Raw genomic sequence first — 23643 nt, 5'->3', positions numbered from 1 at the left:
GGCCTTCGTCACGTGGCAGCCTTGCGCCCGTAGACCTTGTCGGCCCGCTGTTCGAATGCCGCCGCCATCTTGCGGAACACGGTGTCGAACACCGCGCCCATCAGCATGCCGAAGGTGCGGCTCCTGAACTCGTAGTCGATGTAGAACTCTACTTCGCAGGTATCCTCGCCGGTCGGCTTGAACGACCAGCGGTTCTGCAGGCGGCTGAACGGGCCGTCGAGATATTCGACCAGGATTTTCAGGTTCGGCCGGTCGAGCGTGACGCGGCTCAAGAAGGTCTGCTGGATCAGCTTATAGGCGACCGTCATCGACGCGGTCAGCACCTCGATGCCCTCGCCTTTATCGGCGCGGCTGCGCACGCGCAGGCTCTGGCACAGCGGCACGAACTGCGGATATTTCTCGACGTCGGCGACGAGATCGAACATGTCGGCCGCGGCATGGCGCACGCGGCGCTTGTTCGTGAATTGGGGCATTCTTATCCCTCCCCGTCTTCGGGGAGGGTGGACGCGAGCGCAAGCGAGCGGACGGGTGGGGTTGGGGCATGAAGGCCCCACCCGGCTCGCCATTGCGCTGCGCTTATGGCTCGCCACCCTCCCCCTTCGGGGGAGGGATAAAAAAGCAGACGCTTCATCGTTTAAGCATCGCTTCGCGCGCCGCCTTCAATCGCGCGAAGTCCTCGCCGGCATGGTGCGACGAGCGCGTCAGCGGCGAGGCCGACACCATCAGGAAGCCCTTCGAATAGGCCACGGTCTCGAGCGACTTGAACTCGTCCGGCGGCACGAAGCGCTTCACCTCGTGGTGTTTCTTCGTCGGCTGCAGATACTGGCCGATGGTGAGGAAATCGACGCCGGCCGAACGCAGGTCGTCCATCACCTGAAGAATCTCGTTCCGCTCTTCGCCCAGCCCGACCATGATGCCGGACTTGGTGAACATGAACGGATCGAGTTCCTTCACGCGCTGCAACAGGCGCAGTGAATGGAAGTAGCGCGCGCCGGGTCGCACCGTCAGATAAAGTGACGGCACGGTTTCGAGATTGTGGTTGAACACGTCGGGCTTGGCCGCGACCACGACCTCGACCGCGCCATCCTTGCGCAGGAAATCGGGCGTGAGGATTTCGATGGTGGTGCCGGGCGCATGGGTGCGGATCGCGCCGATGGTTTGCGCAAAATGCTGCGCACCGCCATCGGCGAGATCGTCGCGATCGACCGAGGTGACGACGATATGCGCCAGCCCCAGCTTGGCGGTCGCCTGCCCGACATGCTCGGGTTCGGCGGCGTCGAGCGCGCCCGGCAGGCCGGTCTTGACGTTGCAGAAGGCGCAGGCCCGCGTGCAGGTGTCGCCCATGATCATGAAGGTGGCGTGCTTCTTCTCCCAGCACTCGCCGATATTGGGGCAGCCGGCCTCCTCGCAGACGGTGAACAGGCCATTGGCGCGCATCAGCGCGTGGGTCTCGTTGTAGCCCTTGGAGATCGGCGCCTTGACGCGAATCCAGTCCGGCTTCGGCGGCTGGACCGAATCCGGGCGGTGCGCCTTTTCCGGGTGCCGGGGGCGCGGATTGTTGATCAGGTCGAGGACGACGGCCATGACATTACTTACGGCTGCTACGGCTTCGCCGCAAGGCAAGCCATGCGGAACCGGGGTATCAGGCTCCCCGGATCGCCCGCCAGATGAACAGGAAGATCACGGCGCCGATGGTGGCGCTGATGATGCTGCCGATGAAATCGCCGGCGATGAAAATACCAAGCCGCGGCAGGATGGCGCCGGCGACGATGGCGCCGACGAGGCCGACCGCCAGGTTGACCAGCAGGCCGCCGCGGCCGCCGAGAATGACATTCGCCAGCCAGCCGGCGACCAGGCCGACCACGATCCACGCGATGATACCCATGATGCCCCCCTCTTCGTTGATCGCTCTAAGCCGTCTTCGCCGGCATCTGATGGCCCGGCGTGGACAGCGAAATCTTGACCTCGTCGTCGTTCATGTCGGCGCCGACATCGGCGAACAGCGGCGTCGACAGATAGCGCTCGCCGGTATCCGGCAGCATAGCCAAAATCGTCGAGCCCGGCGCGGCCTTCTCGGCCACCTTGAGCGCGCCGGCCAGCGTCGCGCCGGCCGTGATGCCGACGAAGATGCCTTCCTTCTGCGCCAGGTCCTTGGCGCATTTCATCGCCTCTGGACCAGCGATGGTGACGATCTCATTGGCCGCGCCGCGATCGACGGCTTCGGCGGTGATCTTCGGCACGAAGTCCGGCGACCAGCCCTGCATTGGATGCGGCTTGAAGGCGGCGTTAGGTTTGGCGGGCGTGCCGTCGGCGTTGCGCTCCTGCGGCGTATGCGACGACACCATCGGCGCATCGGCCGGCTCGCACAGCACGATCTTGGTGTTCGGCATTTCCTTGCGCAGCACGCGCGACACGCCGTTGAACGTGCCGCCGGTACCAAAGCCGGTGACCCAGTAATCGAGGCCACTGTCCTTGAAGTCGGCGACGATCTCGGGGCCGGTAGTGCGCTCGTGCATGTCGGGATTGGCTTCGTTCTCGAACTGCCGCGTCAGGAACCAGCCATGCGCTTTCGCCAGTTCCTGCGCCTTGGCGACCATGCCGAAGCCGCGGCCGGCAGCGGGCGTGAGCACCACCTTGGCCCCTAAGAAGCGCATCAGCTTGCGGCGTTCGACGCTGAATGTTTCCGCCATAGTGACCACCAGCGGATAACCTTTGGCGGCGCAAACCATCGCCAAACCAATGCCGGTGTTGCCGGAGGTCGCTTCAACCACGGTCATGCCGGGCTTGAGCTCGCCGGACTTCTCGGCCGCCTCGATGACGCCGAGCGCCAAGCGATCCTTGACCGAGCCCAGCGGATTGAAGGCTTCGATCTTGACGTAGAGATTGATGCCCTTCGGCCCGAGCTTGTTGATCTTGACGCACGGCGTGCGGCCGACGGTGTCGAGGATGGAGTTGTACTTCGCCATTGATCCCTCCGCCGGTCGCCTGCGCGACCTACATATTCAAGACGCGCCCGTAAGCATCGAGCACCGCTTCCTTCATCGTCTCCGAAATCGTCGGATGCGGGAAGATGGTGTGCATCAACTCTTCTTCGGTGGTCTCCAGATTCATCGCCACGACGAAGCCCTGAATGAGTTCGGTGACTTCCGAGCCGACCATGTGCGCGCCGAGCAACTGGCCGGTCTTCTTGTCGAAGATGACCTTGACGAGGCCCTGGTCCTCGCCCTGCGCAATGGCCTTGCCGTTGCCCATGAACGGAAAGCGGCCGACGCGGATATCGAGGCCCTTGGCCTTGGCGGCAGCCTCGGTGAGGCCGACCGAGGCGATCTGCGGGTGGCAATAGGTGCAGCCCGGGATCATCTGCTTGTTCATCGGGTGCGGATGCAAGCCCTTGATGGCCTCGACGCAGACGACGCCTTCATGCTCGGCCTTGTGCGCCAGCATCGGCGGCCCGGCCACATCACCGATGGCATAGATGCCCGGCACATTGGTCTTGCCGTAGTCGTCGATCTTGATGACGCCGCGCTCGATCTTCACGCCGACCTTCTCAAGCCCGATATTCTCGATATTGCCAACGACGCCGACGGCGGCGATGACGCGATCGACGGTGATCTGCTCAGTCTTGCCGTTCGCCTCGATGGTGGCGGTGACGCTGTCGGCCTTCTTGTCGAGCTTCGTCACCTTGGCGTTCGCCATGATCTTGATGCCCTGCTTCTCGAACTGCTTGCGGGCGATGCCGGCGATCTCGGTATCCTCCACGGGGAGAATCTGCGGCAGCACCTCGACCACGGTCACCTCGGCGCCCATGGTGCGGTAGAACGAGGCGAACTCGATGCCGATGGCGCCGGAGCCGACCACCAGCAGCGACTTCGGAAATTTGGTGGCGGCGAGCGCGTCGAAATAGGTCCAGACTAGCTTGCCGTCCGGCTCGAGGCCCGGCAGCGTGCGCGGCCGCGCGCCGGTGGCAACGATGATGTGCTTGGCCTGATAGGTGCCGGCGCCGAGCGCGTCCTTCGGCATGTTCACGAGCGGCGAGTCGTAGTTCTTCACCGTGATCTTGCCGGGCGCGTCGATCGTCGCCTCGCCCTTGATCGTCGTGATTTTGTTCCTCTTGAACAGGAAGCCGACGCCGGTATTGAGCCGGTTGACGACATTGCGCGAGCGCTGAATCACGGCGACGGGATCGGCCTTCACGTTTTCCGCCGCCAGGCCGTAGTCCTTGGCGTGGGTCATGTAGTGATAGATTTCCGCCGAGCGCAGCAGCGCCTTGGTCGGAATGCAGCCCCAGTTGTTACAGATGCCGCCGAGGAACTGGCGCTCCACCACCGCGACCTTGTAGCCAAGCTGCGCCGCGCGAATGGCGGTAACATAGCCGCCCGGCCCGGCGCCGATGATGATGATGTCGAAAGATGTGTCGGCCATGAAGCCTCGCTCAAAATTGCGCCGGCTATCCTTTTGTCATGGCCGGGCTTGTCCCGGCCATCCACGCCTTTCTTCCGGACCTAAGACGTGGATGCCCGGCACAAGGCCGGGCATGACGGTGGAATTCTAAACGACCATCATCACCGGGTTTTCGATCAGCTTCTTGAACGCGGTGATGAGTTCGGCGCCCAGCGCGCCGTCCATGGCGCGGTGATCGCACGACAAGGTCACGCTCATCATCGTTGCGGCGACGATCTGGCCATTGCGCACGACCGCGCGCTCCTCGCCGGTGCCGACCGCGAGGATCGACGACTGCGGCGGGTTGATGATGGCGGTGAAGTCCTTGATGCCATACATGCCGAGGTTCGACACGGAGGACGAGCCGCCCTGGTACTCGTTGGGCTTGAGCTTCTTGGCCTTGGCGCGCGCGGCCAGATCCTTCATCTCGTTGGAGATGGCGGACAAAGTCTTGATCTCGGCCTGACGGATGATCGGCGTGATCAGGCCGAAGGGCAGCGCGACGGCAACGCCGATGTCGGAATGCTTGTGGCGCAGCATCGCCGCCTCCGTCCACGACACATTGGCTTCCGGAATTTTCTGGAGCGCGATCGCCATTGCCTTGATGACGAAATCGTTGACCGACAGCTTATAGGCCGGCTTGCCGTCCGCGCCCTTGGGCGCCGCGCTGTTGATGTCCTCGCGCGCCGCCATGAGCTTGCCAAGGTCGCAATCGACCGTGAGATAGAAGGTCGGCATCGAGTTGGTGGCGAGGGTGAGCCGCTGCGCAATGGTGCGGCGCATGCCGTCATGCGGAATGCTCTCGTAGTTGCCGGGTTCGTAGAGACCGAGGATTTGCGCATCGGTCATGGCTGGCGCCGCGCCCGGCGCAGCCGCCGCCATTGGCGCACCGGCCGGCGCGGCCTTCAATCCCTTGCCGGACTTGGCGGCTTCGACGTCACTGGCAATAACGCGGCCATGCGGGCCTGAGCCCGAAATGCGCGCGATGTCGATGCCGGCATCCTTGGCGAGACGGCGCGCCAGCGGCGACGAGAAGATACGCGCGCCGGAGGCCGCGGGCGTGGGAGCCGCAACGGGCGCAGGCGGAGCAGCGGAAGCCGTCGGCTTCGCCACAGGCGCTGGTTCGGCCTTCTTCGGTTCTTCCTTCGGCGCAGAGGCTTTCGGCGCTTCCGCCTTCGGCGTGCTGGCAGCGCCCGAAGCCGCCGCATTCACATCTTCGCCTTCGGCGGCGAGCACGGCGATCGGCGAATTCACCGCCACGTCTTGCGTGCCTTCGGGGACGATGATCTTGGCGATCGTGCCCTCGTCGACCGCCTCGTATTCCATTGTCGCCTTGTCGGTCTCGATCTCGGCGATGATGTCGCCGGCCTTGACCTTGTCGCCTTCCTTCTTGAGCCACTTGGCGAGGTTGCCCTTCTCCATCGTGGGCGACAGCGCAGGCATGAGGATGTTGGTCGCCATGGGAAAGCCTACCGGGACTTATTTGTAGCTAACGGATTTGGCGGCCTCGACGACTTCCGCCGCCGACGGCAGCGCAAGCTTCTCGAGGTTGGCGGCGTAAGGCATCGGCACTTCCTTGCCGGTGACGCGCGCGACCGGCGCATCGAGATAGTCGAAGGCCTGCTCCATGACGCGCGCCGCGATCTCGGCGCCGACGCCGGACTGCGCCCAGCCCTCTTCCACCGTGACGACGCGGCCGGTCTTCTTGACCGACTCGATGATGGTCTCGGTGTCCATCGGCTTGAGGGTGCGCAGGTCGATGACTTCGGCGTCGATGCCCTCCTTCGCCAAAGTCTCGGCGGCTTCGAGCGCGTAACGCATGCCCATCGACCACGACACGATGGTCACGTCCTTGCCGGCGCGCGCGATGCGCGCCTTGCCGATCGGCAGCACGAAATCGTCGAGCTTCGGCACCGGGCCGGACTGGCCGTAGAGAATTTCGTTCTCGAGGAAGACGACCGGGTTCGGATCGCGGATCGCGGCCTTCAGCAGGCCCTTGGCGTCCGCCGGGTTCGACGGCGAAATCACGCGCAGGCCCGGAATGTGCGAGTACCAGGCCGAATAGTCCTGGCTGTGTTGCGCGGCCACGCGCGCGGCGGCGCCGTTCGGCCCGCGGAACACGATCTGCGCGCCCATCTGGCCGCCCGACATGTAGAGCGTCTTGGCGGCGGAGTTGATGATCTGGTCGATCGCCTGCATGGCGAAATTCCAGGTCATGAATTCGACGATGGGCTTGAGGCCGGCGAGCGCCGCGCCGACGCCGAGACCAGCAAAGCCGTGTTCGGTAATCGGCGTATCGATGACGCGCTTGTCGCCGAACTCCTGCAGCAGGCCCTGCGTGACCTTGTAGGCGCCCTGATATTCCGCGACTTCTTCGCCCATCACGAAGACGTCCTTGTCGGCGCGCATTTCCTCGGCCATGGCGTCGCGCAGGGCTTCGCGCATCGTCATCTGCACCATCTCGGTGCCTTCGGGGATGGAAGGATCGTTGGCGGGCTGCACGGGCGGCGGCGCCAGCGCGGTTTCAGGCTTCGACTGCGGCACGGCTTTCTCCGCGGCGGCAGGCGGCGCGCTCTCGGCAGCCTTCTGCTGCGCGGCCGGCTTTTCCGCCTTCGGCGCAGAAGCCTTGATGTCGCCGGCCTTCTCGCCATCGCTGAGGATGACGGCGATCGGGGTATTCACGGCGACGTCCTGGGTGCCCTCCGGCACCAGAATTTTACCGAGCGTGCCTTCGTCGGCAGCTTCCACTTCCATGGTCGCCTTGTCGGTCTCGATCTCGGCGATGATGTCGCCGGATTTGATCTGGTCGCCCTCCTTCTTCAGCCACTTGGCAAGGTTACCCTTCTCCATCGTGGGTGAAAGCGCAGGCATGAGAATGTCGGTCGGCATGGGCGACTGGTGTCCTGATCGAAGCTCTAACTAGGCCGCGCTTTTTTCTATGCGCATGATCTTATCCGAAAACCGGCTTCCACTTTTCGGGATCATGCGCGCTTATCGGTAAATATCGGTGTAGAGCTCGGAGACATCCGGCTCGGGATCGTGCGTGGCAAACTCGGCCGAGTCGTTGACGTAATCGCGCACCTCGGCGTCGATCTTCTTCAACTCGTCCTCGGTCGCGAACTTCTTCTCGATGATGCGGTTGCGCACCATGTCGATCGGATCGTGCGTCGTGCGCACCTTGTCGACTTCCTCGCGCGTGCGGTACTTCGCCGGGTCGGACATCGAGTGACCGCGATAGCGATACGTGAGCATCTCGAGAATGTAGGGACCCTTGCCGGCGCGGCACCAGGCCACAGCTTTGTCGCCGGCGGCCTTCACGGCACGCACATCCATGCCATCGACCTGTTCGCCCGGAATGTTGAACGAGACGCCGCGCTTGGAGAAGTCCGCCTGCGCCGAGGCACGGTTGACCGCGGTGCCCATGGCGTAGCGGTTGTTCTCGATGACGTAAACGACCGGCAACTTCCAGAGCTCGGCCATATTGAAGCTCTCGTACACCTGCCCCTGGTTGGCAGCGCCGTCGCCGAAATAGGTGATCGAGACGTTGTCGTTGCCGCGATAGCGGTTGGCGAAAGCCAGACCCGTACCCAGCGGCACCTGTGCGCCGACAATACCGTGTCCCCCGAAGAACCCCTTCTCCTTCGAGAACATGTGCATCGAGCCGCCCTTGCCCTTGGAGTAGCCATGGGTACGGCCGGTGAGTTCGGCCATGACACCCTTGGCTTCCATGCCGGTGGCGAGCATGTGGCCGTGATCGCGATAGCCGGTGATGACCTGGTCGCCGTCCTTCAGCGCCATCTGCATGCCGACGACGACGGCTTCCTGGCCGATATAGAGATGGCAGAAACCGCCGATGAGACCCATGCCGTAAAGCTGGCCCGCCTTCTCCTCGAAGCGGCGGATCGTCAGCATGGTCTTGTAGGCCGAGAGATCCTGAGCCTTGGAGAACTCGACGATGGGCGTTACCGGGCCCGGCGAGTCGGATTTTGCACCATCGGATTTGGTGCTGGCAGCCTTGCTGCTGGAGGATGCTGCGGAAACAGCCGGCATGGAGACTCCCTAGACGACTGGCCTTTACGGCCTTGGCAGAACTGGTCCTAACATTTTGCCGACGCACGATCTTTTCAAAAAAAGGCAACGCCGCGCCGGATTCGTGCGCGGTGCCGAAAAACCCCGGCTGTTCTTGGTGGCCCCGCCTAATCCCTGTCTGTTCAAATAGCCCAAATTAGGGGGACGCGGAAGCGGCTGGGGCCCGCCGCTGCAATGCAGCGCACAATAGCGCCGGAGGTTTTTCGCTTGTCGAAATTCGCCGTCAGCGCGGCGTGAGCAGGAGGGTCACATCGCGCGGATCGGTAAACCCGATCAGGGCGCGGGCGCGTTCGTCCAGCATGTCGGGATCGATCTTGTCGGCGCGCAGCAGCGCCACCCGCCGTTCCCACAGGGCCTTCTCGCCCCTGATCTCGGCCAGTTCCTTTTGCATCAGGGCGAGTTGCTGCTCGATCTCCTGCTGCGCGCGCAGGCCGCGACTGCCGGTAAAGGCGTTCACGGCGAAGTAGCCGATAAAGGCGGCGGCAAACAGGTAGAGACCGATCACGGTCAGGATGGCGTGGCGGCGACGGTGCGAAACCATGGCGGGCAAAATGCCGCAATGGCGTTAAGGCTACGTTTAAGACCCGCCTTCCGCCTTCGCCATCCGAAAGCCTATCGGGCCGCCTTGAGCGCGGCCTTTCCGGCATACTGCGCCTGGGGTCCGAGCTGTTCCTCGATGCGCAGGAGCTGGTTGTACTTGGCGGTACGATCGGAGCGTGCGAGCGAGCCGGTCTTGATCTGACCGCAATTGGTCGCGACCGCGAGGTCGGCGATGGTCGAATCCTCGGTCTCGCCGGAGCGGTGCGACATCACCGCGGTATAGCCGGCCTTGTGGGCCATCTCGACCGCGGCCAGCGTCTCCGTGAGCGTGCCGATCTGGTTGACCTTGACCAGGATCGAGTTGCCGAGGCCCTTTTTGATGCCGTCGGACAGACGCGTCACGTTGGTCACGAACAGGTCGTCGCCAACAAGCTGGCACTTGCTGCCGATGAGATCCGTGACCTGCTTCCAGCCGTCGAAATCGTCTTCCGACATGCCGTCCTCGATCGATACGATCGGATAGTCGCCAACCAGCTTGGCGAGATACTTGGCCTGCTCGGCGATCGAACGGGTCTTGCCCTCGCCTTCGTAGACATAGGCGCCGTTCTTGAAGAACTCCGTCGAGGCGCAATCCAGCGCCAGCGCGATGTCGGTGCCGGGCTTGTAGCCGGCCTTCTCGATGGCCTTCATCACGTAATCGAGCGCCTGCTCGGCCGATTTCAGGTTCGGCGCAAAGCCGCCTTCATCGCCGACATTGGTGTTGTGGCCTTCGTCGTGCAGCGCCTTTTTCAGCGTCTGGAACACTTCGACGCCCATGCGCAGACCTTCGGCGAAATCCGGTGCGCCGACCGGCATGATCATGAATTCCTGAAAGTCGATCGGGTTGTCGGCGTGGGCGCCGCCATTGACGATGTTCATCATCGGCACTGGCAGCAGCCGCGCGGCGGTGCCGCCGACATAGCGGTAGAGCGGCAGATCGCAGGCGAGCGCCGCCGCCTTGGCGGTGGCCAGCGAGACGCCGAGCAGCGCATTGGCGCCGAGACGGCTCTTGTTGGCGGTGCCGTCGAGAGCGATGAGGGTCTCGTCGACTTGCGCCTGGTCCTCGGCGTCCATGCCGCCGATGGCGTCAAATATCTCGCCATTTACGGCGGCGATGGCCTTGGTGACGCCCTTGCCGAGATAGCGGCTCTTGTCACCGTCGCGCAGCTCCACCGCCTCATGGGCGCCGGTCGAGGCGCCGGACGGGACCGCGGCACGGCCGAGCGAGCCGTCCTCCAGCATCACGTCGACTTCCACGGTCGGATTGCCGCGGCTGTCGAGAATCTGGCGGCCAACGATGTCGATAATGGCGGTCATGGAGAGCTTCCGGTCAGCTGGAGGGACGATTTGGCGGGCTTCTACAGGATAGGTCCCCGGTCGGCAAAGGGGCCTCGCGCCGCGCCGGCAGGCCTTCCCCTTGACCACCCGATCATGGCCCGGCAATGACAGCCCAAAGCGAGATTGGATATGGCGAAAAAGAAATCATCGACCAAGCCCCTTCAACTGGGGCAATCCGTCGGGCAGCCGACCTCCCCGGAGGCGGCCAAGCTCGACCGCGTGCCCAATCCGCACGCCGACACGAACTATATCGCCCGCTTCACGATGCCGGAATTCACCTCGATCTGTCCGGTCACCGGCCAGCCGGACTTCGCCATCCTGGTTATCGACTATGTGCCGAACAAGTGGCTGGTGGAGTCGAAATCGCTCAAGCTGTACCTCAACAGCTTCCGCAATGTCGGCTCCTTTCACGAAGACTGCACGGTGAGCATCGGCAAGCGTCTTAAAGACCTTCTGGCGCCACGCTGGCTCCGCATCGGCGGTTATTTCTATCCGCGCGGCGGCATGCCGATCGACGTGTTCTGGCAAACCGGCAAGCTGCCGTCCGGTGTCTGGGTGCCGGATCAGGGTGTCGCGCCCTATCGCGGACGCGGCTAGAGCGTTTCCAGGCGAAGTGGAAACCGGTTCGCCGTCCGGAAACGCGACAAAAGAAATCAAGTCGCGCTCTGTGCAGACCGGCGCAGAAAGTGTCCGGCAACGGCCCCATTGATGACGAGCATCACGCCGCTGACCATCAGCGTCGGCGTCACACCGATGCTTCCGAAACCGACCGCATAGATCGCCGGTCCGGCCGCCTGTCCGAGAAAATAGAAGAATGAATGCAGCGCCATCGCCGAGCCGCGCGCGGCCGGCGCCAGTTCGCTGGCGTAGATCTGGATCACGCCATGCAGCATATAGAAGGCCAACCCCAGCACCGCGAAATCCACGACGTCGGCCTGCCACGGCGCGCGCAGCGCGATGAAGGCGATGGTCAAGCCCATCAGCAGCCCGCCGATCCGCATCATCCAGTTCTCGCCGAAGATGCGCAGCAGGAAGCCGACCCGCAGGCTGTAGATCACACCGCCGATGGCGAAACCGCCAATGACGATGCCGGGGATCGAGGCGCGGGTTTCGCCCATGTCGTGAAACAGCGCCGCCAGATGCGGGAAGACGCCGTACATCAGCGCGCCTTCGACAAAGACCGCGCCGAAACAGAATTTGGCCAAACGATTGGCGAAGATCGACCGGTAGCCGGACTGCATGGCCGACAGGCTGAAACCGCCGCCGCGCTGGCCGACGCCGCGCAGCGAAATAACGCCCAATACGAGCACACCGCAGCCGACGACGGCCATAACGATGAACACCGCGCGCCAGCCGAACAGGTCGCCGATAGCGCCGGAGGCGGTGGCGCCAAGCAGGTTGCCGGACATGATCGCGAACAGGAGACGCCCCATCGCCACCTGACGATCCTTCACCGGCACCAGATCGCCGAGAACAGCAAACGCAATTGGCACCAAACCGCCGGCACCGATGCCGGTCAGCACGCGGCTCGCCACCATCAGAGGAAAGCTGGTAACCAGCGCGCCTGCTATCGTCGCCGCCGCGACGATAGCGAGGCAGATCAGGATGAGCCTGGTCTTGTTGAACATGTCCGCGAGCGCGCCGAGCACCGGCTGAACGATCGCGAGTGGCAGCGCGTAGGCCGTCGACAACAGTGCTGCGGTCGCGGCGTCGGTGCCAAGACCGTCGGCGATCTGCGGCACGATCGGATCGATCGCGCGCGAGAACATTGAGCTTGCGAAGACGACGAAGGCAAGGACGGTGAGGACGGGGTTCATCGTACTTCCAGGAGCGCTCGGCGCGTCAGACCGGCCCGCCCGCTTTTGCCAGACGATCGAAGGCGACGAGTCGCGTCAGCAGCGCCTCCATGTCCTTGAGCGGCACCATGTTGGGGCCGTCCGACGGCGCGTGGTCCGGGTCCTGATGGGTCTCGATGAACACGCCGGCAACGCCGACGGCGACCGCGGCGCGCGCCAGCACCGGCACGAATTCGCGCTCGCCGCCGGATGAGGTGCCCTGCCCGCCCGGCTGCTGCACCGAATGCGTGGCATCGAAGATCACCGGCGCGCCGGTGCGCTGCATGATCGGCAGCGAACGCATGTCGGAGACTAGCGTGTTGTAGCCAAACGATGCGCCGCGCTCGGTGAGCAGCACATTAGCGTTGCCAGCGCCGGTCAGTTTGGCGACGACGTTCTTCATATCCCAGGGCGCGAGGAACTGACCCTTCTTCACGTTCACGACGCGGCCGGTCCTGGCCGCGGCAATGAGGAGATCGGTCTGGCGGCACAGGAAGGCCGGAATTTGCAGCACGTCCACGGCCTGCGCCGCGGCGGCGCACTGCTCGGCGTCATGGACGTCGGTGAGCACCGGCAGGCCGAGCGTCTCGCGGATTTCCGCAAAGACCGGCAGCGCGGCCTCGAGCCCGACGCCCCGCGCAGCGGAAGCCGAGGTGCGGTTGGCCTTGTCGAAGGAGGTCTTGAAAACGAGACCGATGCCGACCCGCGCGGCGATCTCCTTCAGCGCCGACGCCATCTCCAGCGCGTGCGCGCGGCTTTCGAGCTGGCACGGCCCAGCGATCAGCGCCAGCGGCAGCTCATTACCAAAGCGTACGGCGCCCACGGTTACAACGGGATTGGGCTTGAGCGTCTGGTTCAAAGGATCTCGTCCTGATGCGTGCGGACCATGAGGCCAGGGCCGGTCGGGGTCAATGACTAGGGCGCGAATATAAGCCCTGCGCCGAGCGTCGACACGTTCCGCGGAGATAGGCCGGCCGCGGTGAAACGCATTGCGGCGAGCCTCGGGCCGCTTCCCGTATCCGGCGCCGCGAGGCCGGTTTGCGCGGTGTAGACGTCGGGCGTCATCACCTCGATAGCGCCGCGCGGCAAGGTAATCGAAAAGCCGTTGCCGTCCGGGGTGACATCGTCCGCGCCGGTATAAGCGAGCAGAAAGTCGCGATGCCGTTCCGGCTCGTCCGCCACTACGACAACAGCTGCAATGCCGGTCGCACCATTGCCGTGCGTCTGGAATGCTGGATTCCAGAAATTCTCGGGATAATGCTGCTGGCAGGTGAAGAAGCCAACCTGCGGCGCTGCCGTGTCCCTGGCGAAAGCGAGCGAGAACGCGACATGCACCGGCGAACCGTCCGGACGTATGCCCTCGCGGTCGAAACGAACCGAGCCCGATGCGGCAATGCCCGCGGCTTCGAAGGCAGCGACGTCGCCGGCGGAATCCTTGGATTCCAGCACCAGCATCGACAGACCTTCGTGACGCGCAGCGAAATCGCGATTGTAGATGCCGAAGTTCTCCGAAAATACGTCGCCGGAAAGCTTGTCCGGCTCGGCAAGCGTCAGCAGCTCGATGAAGAAGCCCGGAAACTGGACGATGTGGTTATGCGTGCCCCACGGATGCCGGTTGCGCGCGCCGATGGTGAAGCCTAGTTCCCGATAGCACGCCGCCGCGGCTTCGAGGTCGCGGACGGCATGGACAATGTGATCGAGGCCGCGCGGCATCGCGCCGCTACTTCGCCGCCGAGAAGGCCGTCGGCGTGAGGAAGCTGCTGGCGATATTGGCGACGATCAGCCCATCCTTTTCGGATTCGGCGCGTGCCTTGATCCACTCCGGGTCAGACATGAACGCGTCCCAGCGCTTCTCGCGGTCGGCCAGCGATTCCCACTTGAGCATGTAGGTCAGTTCCATGTTGGATTCGCCGATCAGCGTTGTCCAGAAACCGGCCTGCTTGATGCCGTGCTTGTCCCAGAGCTTCAGCGTAGCGGTCTCGAAACGCTTGAGCAGCGCCGGCAGGCGGCCCGGAATGCAGCGGTAGATGCGCAGTTCGTAAATCAAGTGCGCCCCTCCTGATTGTTATATGCGGCGGCTTTCGCGCCTGAATTACACCAACCGACTCTGATCCACCGCCGCACCGATGAAGGACGAGAACAGCGGGTGCGGCTCAAACGGACGCGATTTCAGTTCGGGGTGGAACTGCACGCCGATGAACCAGGGATGGTCCTCGTATTCGACGATCTCGGGCAGCACACCGTCAGGTGACATGCCGGAGAAGCGCAGGCCGTGCTGCTCAAGCCGGCCTTTGTAAGCGGTGTTGACTTCGTAGCGGTGGCGGTGGCGTTCGGAAATTTCCGTCGCGCCATAAATCTGCGCCACGCGGCTACCCCGCGTTAAAGTGGCATGATAAGCGCCGAGCCGCATTGTGCCGCCAAGGTCGCCGCTGGCGGCGCGCTTCTGCAGTTCGTTGCCCTTGAGCCATTCGGTCATCAGGCCGACCACAGGCTCTTTCGTCGGGCCGAATTCGGTCGAGTTGGCGTCCGTAATGCCGCACAGGTTTCGCGCCGCTTCGATGCAAGCCATCTGCATGCCGAAGCAGATGCCAAAATACGGCACACTACGCTCGCGCGCGAACTGCGCCGCGCGGATCTTGCCTTCGGCGCCGCGCTGGCCGAAGCCACCAGGCACCAGGATGCCGTTGACCTGCTCGAGGAACGGCGCCGGGTCCTCGTGCTCGAACACGTCGGACTCGATCCACTCGAGATTGACCTTCACCTTGTTGGCGATGCCGCCATGAGTGAGCGCCTCGTTGAGCGACTTGTAGGCGTCCTTCATGCCGGTGTACTTGCCGACGATGGCGATGGTCACCTCGCCTTCCGGATTGCGAACGCGCTCGTTGATCTCGTGCCACCGTGCGAGGTTCGGCGCTGCCTTGTCCTCGATCCCTAAGGCGGCCAGCACCTCATGGTCGAGGCCCTCGGCCGAATAGGCTTCCGGCACGGCGTAAATATTGTCGACATCGCGCGCTTCGATCACGGCGCTTTCGCGCACGTTGCAGAACAGGGCGAGCTTGCGCCGCTCGCCTTCCGGAATCGGCCGGTCGGTGCGGCACAACAGAATATCGGGCTGGATGCCGATCGAGCGCAGCTCCTTGACCGAATGCTGCGTCGGCTTGGTCTTGAGTTCGCCGGCGCTTGGGATGAAGGGGAGCAGCGTCAGGTGGATGTAGATGCAATGTCCACGCGGCATGTCGTTGCCGAACTGGCGGATCGCCTCGAAGAACGGCAGGCCCTCGATGTCGCCGACGGTGCCGCCGACCTCCACCAGCACGAAATCGTAGCCGTCATTGCCGTCGCGGACGAAGTCCTTGATGGCGTTGGTGACGTGCGGGATGACCTGGATGGTGGCGCCGAGATAGTCGCCGCGCCGCTCCTTGGTCAGGATGTCCTGGTAGATGCGGCCCGTGGTGATGTTGTCCTGCCGCGTCGCCGGAACCCCAGTGAAACGCTCATAGTGCCCGAGATCGAGATCGGTCTCGGCGCCGTCGTCGGTGACGAAAACCTCGCCGTGCTGATACGGCGACATCGTGCCCGGATCGACGTTGAGATAGGGGTCGAGTTTGCGGAGGCGGACCTTGTAGCCTCGAGCCTGCAGCGTCGCGCCGAGCGCCGCCGATGCGAGACCTTTGCCGAGGGAGGACACCACGCCGCCGGTGATGAAGATGTACCGCGCCATGGGGCCTAACCTCTAGACGCCGCGAATCGATTCGGGGAGAGCGAAATGCGGCTAGCTGCCTTGCGCCTGTGCGTAGCGTGAAAAACTCGTGAAATCGGAAGCTCTTGCATCGGTTCTTTCATGCCGAATATTGGCGCGGACCATGGCCGCGCCGTTTGAACGTTTGATGTCCGCATTCATGGCCGCCAAACTGAGAAGGGCCGGATTTTCCGGCCCTTCTGCAGCGGCTATTTCGATTGCGGGACCTGGGGTCCCGAAGGCGTGGCCGGCTGGCCGCCGCCAAGCTGGTTGAGCAGGCCACCGCTGCCGCCGCCGAGCGGCGGGGCCGAGCCCGGCGCACTGGCTGGAGCGGACGTATTGCCCTGCAGGATCGAGGTCGGCGCCCGGTTCATGCCGGCGACGATCGACAGGATCAGGCTGGTCGCGAAAAACAGGCCGGCCAGAATCGCCGTCGTGCGGGTCAGGACGTTGGTGGTGCCGCGGCTGGACATGAAGTTGCCGCCCCCGCCGCCGATACCGAGGCCGCCGCCTTCGGAGCGCTGCAGCAGCACCACGCCAATCAGGGCGAGCACCAGCATCAGGTGGATGACAATGATTACGTGCTGCATCTCAAGACGTCCGTTCGCAAAATCGGTTCATAGCCGGCCGGCCAAGCTGCCATTCCGGCGCTTATCGCCCGTCATATAGGAATTCGCGGCGGTCTCTACACGATCGCGCCGGCGATTTCCACCCTGCCCGCAGTAAATCGCGGCAATGGCTCAAGAATCCCCTTTTTCCGGCCACCCACCGGTTATCCGGCCGGAACCGTGGGGTCCCAGCCGGCGCCGCCCTGCCGGCGGCTCAGTGTTCGGTCCGGAACTCCAGCAGAAACGCCCGCAGGGCCTCGCCAATTTCCGCCGGCGAGTCCTCCTGGACGTAATGGCTACCCTTGACCGTCACCTCACGCTGGTTGGGCCAGGTCCGGCAGTATTGCCGCGCCCGTCCCGTAATAAGCGCCCCAGGCTCCGCGTTGATGAAGAGCTTGGGAACCGGCGCCGTCGCCAGCCAGGAACTGTACTGCTCGACGACCGCCACGACATCGCCCGGCTCGCCGTCGATCGGAAGCTGACGCGGCCATTCGAGCGTCGGTCGACGATTTTCACGCAGCAGAAATGGCTGACGATATGCCGCCATCTCCTCTTCGCTCAGGCTGCGCAGGACGCTTTTCGGTAACACCGTCTCGACGAAGAAATTGTCGTCGAGCGCCATCTGCTCGCCCTTGTCCGATCGCAGCGCACGGAAAATCTGGTCGCGACCGTCCGGGAAGTCACTCCAGCGCCGCGGCTGCACGATGGCCTCCATGTAGGCGATGGCGCGGACCTGTTCGGGAAACCGCGCGGCGCGATTGAAGCCGAGGGCGGAGCCCCAGTCGTGAAGCACCAGCGTCACGTTGTGTGTGAGCCCGAGCGCTTCAAACCACGCATCGAGACAAGCCGCGTGATCGGCGAAGCGATAGGTCCCGGTCGGCGAAGGCCCCGACCGCCCCATGCCGACCAAATCCGGTGCAAGACAGCGTCCGAGGTCGCTGACATGCGGGATGATGTTGCGCCAGAGGTAGGACGATGTGGGATTGCCGTGAAGAAAGACGATCGGGTCGCCCTCGCCGACCTCGGCGTAGCTGATCTCCGTCCCCGCGACCCGCACACGGCGGCGGGGATGCGGATCTTGCGCACTGATATTTGTCATCGTTTTACCCAATGTTTACGGGCGCGATCTTGCCACCCGAGTCAAAGCGATAAGGGCTCGCCGGCTGCGCAGGAATTCGCTAACTTCGATCAATGGCTGATCGTTTTCGCACAGGGCTGGACTGGAGCGACGTTCGCGTCTTTGCGGCGCTGGCGCGCCACGGCAGCCTTTCGGCGACGGCTCGCGCGCTGGCCGTCAATCACGCAACGGTCGCGCGGCGCTTCGCCAATCTCGAACAAACACTGGGCACCAAGCTGCTGGAGCGGCGTCCGACCGGCTACAAGCTGACGGCCGCCGGGCGGCAAGCTCTCGAAGTCGCCAGCGCCATGGAGCATTCCGCCGCGATGCTGCAGCAGGTGCAGGGAGCGCCTGCCCTGGCCGGCATGGTGCGCATGACGGCAACGCCGAGCGTCGCCGGCTACGTGATCGCGAGGCTCAAGCCGTTGCAGGAGATGCATCCCGCGCTCGACTTCGAAGTGACCACTGAGCGCTCCCGCGTCAGCCTGCCGCGCCACCAGTCGGACATCGCGCTACGGCTCGGCCGGCCGGAGCGTGGCGGCATTCTTGGACGTCGCGTCGCCAAGGTCGAGTACGGATATTACGGCAGCCCGGAATGGCGCGACCGGTTGCTTGACGGTGCGACGCCTGTCCTCATTGGCTTCGATGAAGCCGGCGCGCAATTTCCCGAAGCGCGCTGGCTGGCCCAGCGGTTTCGCGGCGTTCGGATTGGATTCCGGAGCAATTATCAAACCGGCCAGTTTGCAGCAGCCTGCGCCGGCCTTGGTATCGCGGTCCTGCCGCACTTTCTTGCCGCGACCGAACCGACGCTGGTGCGTCTCGCACTGCCACAGAAGCCGCCCGACCGGGAGCTTTGGCTGCTCACCCGCGGCGACGTTCGTCGCACGCCTCCGGCGAGCGTCGTGACCGACTATCTGGTCGATCTTTTCCGCCGTGACCGGGCGCTGTTCGAAGGCCGTTAGCTCTTTACGCTACCGGTAAACGCCTGCAATTCCTAGGAAATCGGCGGCCTTCAAGCTCGCTCCGCCGACCAGGGCGCCGTTGACATCGGCAATGGTCAGCAACTCGCCGGCATTCGACGGTTTCACGGACCCGCCGTAGAGAATGCGCACGCCCTCCCCCGCCGCGCCGAAGCGGCCGGTCAGCGTCTTGCGGATGAAGGCATGGACCTCGGCGACATCGGCCGGGGTTGGGGTCAGGCCGGTGCCGATGGCCCAGACCGGCTCATAGGCCACGACCAGATTGGCGGCGGTCGCGCCATCGGGGAGCGAACCGGCAAGCTGGTCGCCAACGACCGCAAGCGTTTTGCCCGCCTCGCGTTCGGCGCGCTGTTCGCCGACGCAGACGATGGCCGTGAGCCCGGCACGCCAGGCCGCTTCGGCCTTGGCCTTCACCTCGGCATTGCTCTCCTTGTGATCGGTACGGCGCTCGGAGTGACCGACAATCACCGCCTTGGCGCCGGCATCGGCCAGCATTTCCGCGGCGATATCACCCGTATGCGCGCCGGACACCTTGGCGTGGCAGTCTTGGCCCCCGATCATCAGGCTCGAATCCTTGGTCGCCCAGTTGAACTGCGCGATCAGCGTCGCCGGCGGACAGATCATGAGGTCGGCCTTGCCGGCCAGTTCGGCCGCGCCTTTTTTCATGCTGTCGAGTTCGCTCATCGAGGCCGCGAGCCCGTTCATCTTCCAGTTGCCCGCGACCAGCGGTCGAATTTGTCCCGACGCCATTGTCTATCACCCTGTTTCCGCCCGAATTTCCGTCTGCGGTTAGCAAAGGCCGCCCGCCTGCGCCATAGTGTCCTTGCGACGCACACCCCGCTTTTCGAGGTTCTCCTTGGCGTTGCAAGGAGTTGGGCCCATCCCTATAAGGGCCCGGCCTCTGATTTCCCCTGAATTGCGAACGAGACGGAACGCTCATGCTGCGCGGTATTCACAAGGCCACGTCCACCTGGCTCGGCAAAGCCGTGATGGCCGTCGTCATGGGCTTCCTGATCCTGTCCTTTGCCATCTGGGGCATTGGCGACATCTTCCGCGGCTTCGGCGCCAATTCGGTCGCCAAGATCGGCGGCACCGACATTTCGATCGAGCAGTTCCGTCAGTTCTATACCGACAAGGTCCAGCAGCTCGGCCAGCAGTTGCGCCGCCCGATCACGCCGGATCAGGCGCGGGGCCTCGGCCTCGATCAGCGCTTCCTCGGCCAGATGCTGGCGGAAGCCGCGTTCGACGAAGAGGCCCGCAACCTCCGCCTCGGCCTGTCAGACAAGACCATCGCCGCCCGCATTATGGACGATCCGAACTTCAAGGGCCTCAACGGCCAGTTCGACCGCGGTCGCTTCGAGCAGATCATCCGCAACGCCGGTTTCAGCGAGCAGCGCTACGTCGCCGAGCAGCGCAATGTGCTGTTGCGGCGGCAGATCGCGCAAAGCATCAGCGGCGAACTGCCGGTGCCAAAGACCATGATCGATGCGGTCAATCGCTATCAGAACGAACGCCGATCGATCGAATACGTCCTGCTCGGCGCGGCGCAAGCCGGCAACATTCCGGACCCGAGCGCCGAGGAACTCACGAAATACTTCGACGAGCGCAAGGTCACGTTCCGCGCGCCGGAATATCGCAAGGTGACGCTTCTGGCGCTGACGCCTGCCGAACTCGCCAAGCCGGACGCTATTTCGGATGCGGACGCCAAGGCTTTCTACGACCAGCGCAAGGACAGCTTCGGCGTCGCCGAGAAGCGTGAAGTGCGTCAGATCGTCTTCCCGAAGGCCGAAGACGCGGCCGCCGCCGAAGAGAAGATCAAGAAGGGTGCGACCTTCGACGACATCGTCAAGGAGCGCGGCCTCAATGCCGCCGATACCAATCTCGGTCTGGTAACGAAGCGCGACATCATCGATCCGGCTGTCGCCGATGCGGCGTTCACGCTGCAGACCGGTCAGGTCAGCGCCCCGATCAAGGGCACATTCGGCACCGTGTTGGTGAGCGTCGGCAAGGTCGAGCCCGGCTCGCAAAAGAGCTATGAAGAGGTTGCGCAGCAGATCAAGCAGCAGCTCGCCGAACAGCGCGCGCGCAACGAGATCAACAATCTGCGCGACAAGATCGAGGACGAACGCGCCGGCGGCGCGACGCTCGCCGAGACCGCCAAAAAGCTCAACCTCAAGGCGACCGAGATCGAGGCGGTCGACCGCTCCGGCCGCGCGCCCGACGGCACCCCGGTCGCCGCCATTCCGCGCTCGCCCGATGCGATCGGCGCGGTGTTCGGCAGCGATGTCGGCGTGGACAGCGAGGCGCTGCAACTGCCGGACGGCGGCTTCCTTTATTACGACGTCACCGGCATCACGCGTTCGCGCGAGCGCACGCTGGACGAAGTCAAGGATCAGGTGATCGCGCGCTGGCGCGCCGACGAGCTTGCCAAGCGGCTGAAGGCCACCGCCGCCGACATGCTCGGCAAACTCAAGGGCGCCAAACCCAATGAGGGCATACCACTCGCGCAGCTCGCGTCCGAGAACGGCCTGAAGGTCGAAACCGCATTCGGTCTGCAGCGCGGCCAAGCCGCGGCCGGCCTCCCCGCCTCAGTGTCGGATGCCGCATTCAAGGTCGGCAAGGACGAGTTCGGCATCGCCGATAGCGATAATGGCGATCGCCGCTACATCTTCCGCGTCACTGAAATCAACGTGCCGCCGATCAATCCGCAGGGTGCCAGCCCCGATCAGCTTAAAGCGAACCTGCAGGCCTCCTACGCCGATGACATCATCGGTCAGTATCTCGCCCGGCTCGAGAACGATCTCGGCGTGAAGATCAATCAGCAGGCGGTCAACCAGGTCGTCGGCGGCTCAACCAGCAACTAAGACGCCGTCAGGCCCGCAATGCAGATCGAACCGTCCGAAAGCGTCTTCGCGGAGCGTTACAATCGGGGCGAGCCGCAGGTGGTGTGGACCACCCTCGTTGCCGATCTGGAGACGCCGGTGTCGGCGTTTCTCAAGCTCGGTGGCGGCAAGCCGATGAGCTTCCTGCTCGAGTCGGTCGAAGGCGGCGCCGTGCGCGGCCGCCACTCGATCATTGGCATTGAGCCCGATCTCATCTGGCGCGCCAACGGCACCAAAGCCGAAATCAACCGTTCGGCGCGCAGCAAGCCCCACGCCTTCACGCCCTGTCCCGAGGTGCCGTTGACGGCGCTGCGCGCGCTGATTGCCGAAAGCCGCATCGACCTTCCCGAAGGCCTGCCGCCGCCGGCGGCTGGAGTCTTCGGCTATCTCGGCTACGACACGGTGCGGTTGATCGAGGAACTGCCAGCGGACAAACCGGATCCGGTCGGCATTCCCGACGCCATCATGATGCGGCCGACCATCGTCGTGGTGTTCGATGCGGTGAAGGATTCGATTACCGTCGTCACGCCTGTGCGGCCCGAAAAAGGCGTCGATGCCAAGGTGGCGCTGACGCGCGCGACCGAGCGCTTGTCGTCGGTGGTCGATGCGCTCGACCGTCCGCTCGACAAAGCGCTCGCCGAATTCGACGACGGCCCGCTCGATGTGCCGCCGGTGTCCAACACCACGCCGACCGAATACGACGCCATGGTGCGCAAGGCTAAGGAATACATTGCCGCCGGCGACATCTTTCAGGTCGTGCTGGCGCAGCGTTTCGAGGCGCCGTTCGCGCTGCCGGCATTCTCGCTTTATCGCGCGCTCCGCCGCACCAACCCCTCGCCCTATCTCTACTTCCTCGATTTCGGCAGCTTCGCCGTGTCGGGCTCGAGCCCGGAAATTCTGGTGAAGGTGTCGAACGACGTCGTCACCATCCGCCCGATCGCCGGCACCCGGCCGCGTGGGGCGACACCCCACGAGGACAAGGCTTTCGAGACAGAACTCCTCGCCGACCCGAAGGAATGCGCCGAGCATCTGATGCTGCTCGACCTCGGCCGCAACGATGTCGGCCGCGTGTCGTCGATCGGCAGCGTGAAGGTGACCGACAAGTTCTTCGTCGAGCGCTACAGCCACGTCATGCATATCGTGTCGAATGTCGAGGGCAGGCTCGATCCGAAATACGATGTGCTCGATGCGCTGGCGGCCGGCTTTCCGGCCGGCACGGTCTCTGGCGCGCCCAAGGTGCGCGCGATGCAGATCATCGACGAACTCGAAAAGGACAAACGCGGCCTCTATGCCGGCTGTGTCGGTTACTTTTCCGCCGCCGGCGAGATGGACACCTGCATCGTGCTGCGCACCGCGCTGGTGAAGGACGGCAAGATGTATGTGCAGGCCGGCGCCGGCATTGTCGCCGATTCCAATCCGGCCTCCGAGCAGCAGGAATGCGTCAACAAGGCGAAAGCCCTGTTCCGCGCGGCGGAAGAAGCGCGGCGCTTTGCCAGCACGGCGAAGCGCGGGCAGTAGTTGGAAGTACAGGAGACGCGGCATGAGCCACGATCACTCGCACGATCATTCCCATGAGCCGAAGTGGAAGCACGACGGCGTCCGTGTCATCCCCGGCAATTCGCTCGATCCTAACACCGCCTCGACGCCAGGCATGGACCGCAAGGCGGCGATCAACGCCGCCCGTGTCGGCGCGCAGAAGCTCTGGGCCGGTACCGTCTCCATTCATCCCAACGCCAAGACTGGCGCGCACCATCACGGCGAACTCGAGAGCGTGATCTACGTCATTCGCGGCAAGGCGCGCATGCGCTGGGGCGAGCACCTGGAATTCACCGCCGAAGCCGGTCCGGGCGATTTCATCTACGTGCCGCCTTTCGTGCCGCATCAGGAGATCAATGCCAGCCCCGACGAGGTGCTGGAATGCGTGCTCGTCCGCTCCGATAACGAGGCCGTGGTGGTCAATCTCGACATCGAGCCGGCCGAAAAGCCGGAAAACGTCGCCTGGATCGACCCGATCCATAAGGGATGAGGCCGAACGG

Annotated in this window: 23 protein-coding genes; 5 read left to right on the top strand and 18 right to left on the bottom strand. The window is 64.1% G+C overall.

The window, feature by feature from the left end:
- Positions 1–8: 8 nt before the first annotated feature.
- From E8Q40_RS11785 to eno, 10 genes are all read right to left on the bottom strand, one after another.
- The gene (locus E8Q40_RS11785; protein ID WP_137044746.1) at positions 9–473 is read right to left on the bottom strand and encodes a type II toxin-antitoxin system RatA family toxin; all 465 of its coding nucleotides are present in this window, start codon (positions 471–473) and stop codon (positions 9–11) included.
- Positions 474–627: 154 nt separating this feature from the next.
- On the bottom strand, positions 628–1584 hold the full coding sequence (lipA, locus tag E8Q40_RS11780; RefSeq protein ID WP_137044745.1) for a lipoyl synthase: 957 nt from the start codon (positions 1582–1584) through the stop codon (positions 628–630).
- 58 nt (positions 1585–1642) lie between these two features.
- Positions 1643–1885, bottom strand: a complete 243-nt coding sequence (locus E8Q40_RS11775; protein WP_137044744.1) for a GlsB/YeaQ/YmgE family stress response membrane protein — start codon at positions 1883–1885, stop codon at positions 1643–1645.
- Between the two features lie 25 nt (positions 1886–1910).
- Positions 1911–2966: a cysteine synthase A gene (gene cysK, locus E8Q40_RS11770; RefSeq protein WP_137044743.1), complete on the bottom strand. Its 1056-nt coding sequence runs from the start codon at positions 2964–2966 to the stop codon at positions 1911–1913.
- A 28-nt stretch (positions 2967–2994) separates the two neighbouring features.
- Complete coding sequence (lpdA, locus tag E8Q40_RS11765; protein ID WP_137044742.1) at positions 2995–4422, bottom strand: dihydrolipoyl dehydrogenase; 1428 nt, start codon at positions 4420–4422, stop codon at positions 2995–2997.
- 126 nt (positions 4423–4548) lie between these two features.
- Positions 4549–5901, bottom strand: coding sequence for a pyruvate dehydrogenase complex dihydrolipoamide acetyltransferase (locus E8Q40_RS11760; RefSeq protein WP_137044741.1), 1353 nt, complete (start codon positions 5899–5901; stop codon positions 4549–4551).
- 18 nt (positions 5902–5919) lie between these two features.
- Complete coding sequence (locus tag E8Q40_RS11755; protein WP_137044740.1) at positions 5920–7329, bottom strand: pyruvate dehydrogenase complex E1 component subunit beta; 1410 nt, start codon at positions 7327–7329, stop codon at positions 5920–5922.
- Positions 7330–7431: 102 nt separating this feature from the next.
- Complete coding sequence (gene pdhA / locus E8Q40_RS11750; RefSeq protein ID WP_137044739.1) at positions 7432–8490, bottom strand: pyruvate dehydrogenase (acetyl-transferring) E1 component subunit alpha; 1059 nt, start codon at positions 8488–8490, stop codon at positions 7432–7434.
- Between the two features lie 262 nt (positions 8491–8752).
- Positions 8753–9070 (bottom strand): septum formation initiator family protein, encoded by a 318-nt coding sequence (locus tag E8Q40_RS11745; RefSeq protein WP_137044738.1) that lies wholly within the window; start codon positions 9068–9070, stop codon positions 8753–8755.
- 71 nt (positions 9071–9141) lie between these two features.
- Positions 9142–10425: a phosphopyruvate hydratase gene (gene eno / locus E8Q40_RS11740; protein ID WP_137044737.1), complete on the bottom strand. Its 1284-nt coding sequence runs from the start codon at positions 10423–10425 to the stop codon at positions 9142–9144.
- A gap of 150 nt (positions 10426–10575) precedes the next feature.
- On the opposite strand from eno, the gene queF reads away from it, so the two are divergent.
- A complete protein-coding gene (queF, locus tag E8Q40_RS11735; RefSeq protein ID WP_137044736.1) occupies positions 10576–11043 on the top strand; it encodes a preQ(1) synthase in 468 nt (155 codons plus the stop codon).
- 56 nt (positions 11044–11099) lie between these two features.
- On the opposite strand, the gene E8Q40_RS11730 is transcribed toward queF, so the two are convergent.
- The 7 genes from E8Q40_RS11730 to E8Q40_RS11700 all read right to left on the bottom strand — a co-directional run bounded on the left by E8Q40_RS11730 (position 11100) and on the right by E8Q40_RS11700 (position 17739).
- Positions 11100–12263 (bottom strand): MFS transporter, encoded by a 1164-nt coding sequence (locus E8Q40_RS11730; RefSeq protein ID WP_137044735.1) that lies wholly within the window; start codon positions 12261–12263, stop codon positions 11100–11102.
- Between the two features lie 25 nt (positions 12264–12288).
- Positions 12289–13140: a 3-deoxy-8-phosphooctulonate synthase gene (kdsA, locus tag E8Q40_RS11725; RefSeq protein ID WP_137044734.1), complete on the bottom strand. Its 852-nt coding sequence runs from the start codon at positions 13138–13140 to the stop codon at positions 12289–12291.
- A gap of 56 nt (positions 13141–13196) precedes the next feature.
- Positions 13197–13994 carry a VOC family protein gene (locus tag E8Q40_RS11720; protein ID WP_137044733.1) on the bottom strand — a complete coding sequence of 266 codons (798 nt, stop codon included), beginning with the start codon at positions 13992–13994 and terminating at the stop codon, positions 13197–13199.
- A gap of 7 nt (positions 13995–14001) precedes the next feature.
- Positions 14002–14328 carry an NIPSNAP family protein gene (locus E8Q40_RS11715; protein ID WP_137044732.1) on the bottom strand — a complete coding sequence of 109 codons (327 nt, stop codon included), beginning with the start codon at positions 14326–14328 and terminating at the stop codon, positions 14002–14004.
- Positions 14329–14373: 45 nt separating this feature from the next.
- Positions 14374–16002, bottom strand: a complete 1629-nt coding sequence (locus tag E8Q40_RS11710; protein ID WP_137044731.1) for a CTP synthase — start codon at positions 16000–16002, stop codon at positions 14374–14376.
- Between the two features lie 227 nt (positions 16003–16229).
- On the bottom strand, positions 16230–16610 hold the full coding sequence (gene secG, locus E8Q40_RS11705; RefSeq protein ID WP_137044730.1) for a preprotein translocase subunit SecG: 381 nt from the start codon (positions 16608–16610) through the stop codon (positions 16230–16232).
- 232 nt (positions 16611–16842) lie between these two features.
- A complete protein-coding gene (locus E8Q40_RS11700) occupies positions 16843–17739 on the bottom strand; it encodes a haloalkane dehalogenase (RefSeq protein WP_246662810.1) in 897 nt (298 codons plus the stop codon).
- Between the two features lie 80 nt (positions 17740–17819).
- On the opposite strand from E8Q40_RS11700, the gene E8Q40_RS11695 reads away from it, so the two are divergent.
- Entirely contained in the window at positions 17820–18707 is an 888-nt protein-coding gene (locus tag E8Q40_RS11695) for a LysR family transcriptional regulator (RefSeq protein WP_137044729.1), read from the top strand.
- 9 nt (positions 18708–18716) lie between these two features.
- Here E8Q40_RS11695 and tpiA read toward each other — a convergent pair whose 3' ends face one another.
- Entirely contained in the window at positions 18717–19475 is a 759-nt protein-coding gene (tpiA, locus tag E8Q40_RS11690; RefSeq protein ID WP_137044728.1) for a triose-phosphate isomerase, read from the bottom strand.
- Between the two features lie 188 nt (positions 19476–19663).
- On the opposite strand from tpiA, the gene E8Q40_RS11685 reads away from it, so the two are divergent.
- Genes E8Q40_RS11685 through E8Q40_RS11675 form a run of 3 tightly spaced genes read left to right on the top strand, consistent with a single transcriptional unit; the run spans position 19664 to position 23633 of the window.
- The gene (locus tag E8Q40_RS11685) at positions 19664–21589 is read left to right on the top strand and encodes a SurA N-terminal domain-containing protein (RefSeq protein ID WP_137044727.1); all 1926 of its coding nucleotides are present in this window, start codon (positions 19664–19666) and stop codon (positions 21587–21589) included.
- 18 nt (positions 21590–21607) lie between these two features.
- Positions 21608–23125: an anthranilate synthase component I gene (trpE, locus tag E8Q40_RS11680; protein ID WP_137044726.1), complete on the top strand. Its 1518-nt coding sequence runs from the start codon at positions 21608–21610 to the stop codon at positions 23123–23125.
- A 22-nt stretch (positions 23126–23147) separates the two neighbouring features.
- Entirely contained in the window at positions 23148–23633 is a 486-nt protein-coding gene (locus tag E8Q40_RS11675; RefSeq protein ID WP_137044725.1) for a cupin domain-containing protein, read from the top strand.
- Positions 23634–23643 lie beyond the last annotated feature (10 nt).

Source organism: Pseudolabrys sp. FHR47 (assembly GCF_005153485.1).
GTDB lineage: Bacteria > Pseudomonadota > Alphaproteobacteria > Rhizobiales > Xanthobacteraceae > Pseudolabrys.
Note: the sequence above shows the minus strand (reverse complement) of the source record. Positions and strands in the feature narration are given on the sequence as shown.